Here is a 1,626-nt window from a genome sequence, read left to right as displayed (position 1 = left end):
ACAGAGCCTGCGCGTTTCTGGCGGGTTTTCGGGGGGTTTGTTGCCTGTTTTACCGGTTTCCCGTCAGAAACGCCTTGAGGCCGTTTTTGCGGTGCGTACAATTATGATTTTATGTTAAATTGTTTTAAGTGAATAGAGAGAATATAACTTAAGGGAGCATCTTGTGCTGGGTCTTTTACATTAGATCTGCACAATCATTGTTTTGGCATCTGGTGATGTCTTTAGGACGTTTGAGATTGCTGATAACTAAAGTGTATGATGCTTTCTATACGTTATCCGGCGTTTAATAACACCCTGGTGATAAGCCAGCCCGTGAAGGGCTGGCTTGATTTGGATTTATATTTTTGAAATAAAATCTTTTATTTCATCAAAGCAATTGTCTGCTGTGTTTATTATTCCATTTTTCATGGATATTCCTATTCTTGAGTCGGATTCTCTATTGCAGCTAAGATAGACTTGTACCTTAGCTTTTTTTTCGTTTGTTGGATAAGTGTACTCTTTGTCACTCGCTGAGATGTCATCTTTATTATTTTTAATTTTTTCGAAAAATTCTATTATGTATTCATATAACGCTCGAGTGCTTGCGTGTTCAATTATCAGATCTTCAATGGCACCTTGCTTGTCTTTTCCTGGCATTATAAAGAAAGAAATTTTTGTATTGCCATTCATAGCTATCTCGTTATGCGAGCTGGGGGAGGAGATTTGTAGTTCTCGCAATGTGGCAATTATTGATCTTTCTGTGTCAGAAAATGATGTGTCAGCATCTAATATAATAAAAATACTTTCTTTTTCATCGAAAGAATCAATGTTTTTGAATGCTCTAAGTGCTTGTTTTAATTTTGATTTTCCATTTATTTTTTCGACAAAAACATCGGTAATGCCTTGTATTTCAAGTAGGTTGCATAGAAAATGAAAATCATCATCACCCTCAACGAAAATGATCTTTTTGCTATTATTTATGTCTTTCATTATCTTACCTCCCAGTCGTTCTCAACTGAGTAGGAGAAATCATCCATATTGAATTGTACGGCTGTTGGTTTTAGGGAGTTCTTTTCTCTTCCTAGTCTAATATAAGCGATATCTTCATTTTTGCTATCTATTTCGTTTATTGCTCGTATCACATCTTGACTATGAGTTGTTGCAAATATTTGATTGTTGTTTTGTTTTGCAGATGAAATTAATGATTTTATTATGTCTTTAATTACTGAGTAATGTATTCCGTTCTCGATTTCATCAATAAGAATAATTGAGTTTTCCTGTACCAGCACTGAGCTGATAAAAGATAATGCTCGACTGATACCCTCGCCAAGCATTGATATTTCATTTAGCTCACTAAATCCAATGTCTAAATATATTTCCTTATTGTTACCTATCGCAGATATTGCTATATCTACAATTCTGTCATCTATTTTTTTTAAGTTTTCTAGTATGTCTTTTTTCCTTTTTTGTGTTAGTAGGCTAGATACATTTGTAATTGTTGCCTCTTTGTTTATCTTTCTGGATGTTGTTATTATTGTTGCTGTCTTAAATTTATAATTAATCCCATCCCTTTCGTTTTTTATTTCGGATTTTATTTCTACGCCATCTTCTTTCAATTGCATAGAGAAAAGCTTATTGGAAACCCTG

At 34.0% G+C, this 1,626-nt stretch carries 2 protein-coding genes; both read right to left on the bottom strand.

Features of this window, described 5'->3' with window-relative positions; translation table 11 throughout:
- Window positions 1-336: 336 nt before the first annotated feature.
- The gene (locus INF28_RS12685) at window positions 337-969 is read right to left on the bottom strand and encodes a DUF3226 domain-containing protein (protein ID WP_012579086.1); all 633 of its coding nucleotides are present in this window, start codon (window positions 967-969) and stop codon (window positions 337-339) included.
- The coding region (locus INF28_RS12680; RefSeq protein ID WP_226393816.1) for an AAA family ATPase at window positions 969-1,626 on the bottom strand (658 nt) is incomplete at its 5' end. The genes INF28_RS12685 and INF28_RS12680, both read right to left, overlap by 1 nt.

It is taken from the genome of Ructibacterium gallinarum, assembly GCF_014982785.1.
Lineage (GTDB): Bacteria > Bacillota > Clostridia > Monoglobales > Monoglobaceae > Ructibacterium > Ructibacterium gallinarum.
Note: the sequence above shows the minus strand (reverse complement) of the source record. Positions and strands in the feature narration are given on the sequence as shown.

Excerpts from the sequence above, each read along its gene's own strand:
- INF28_RS12685 (WP_012579086.1), bottom strand. The coding sequence starts at position 969 with ATGAAAGACATAAATAATAGCAAAAAGATCATTTTCGTTGAGGGTGAT.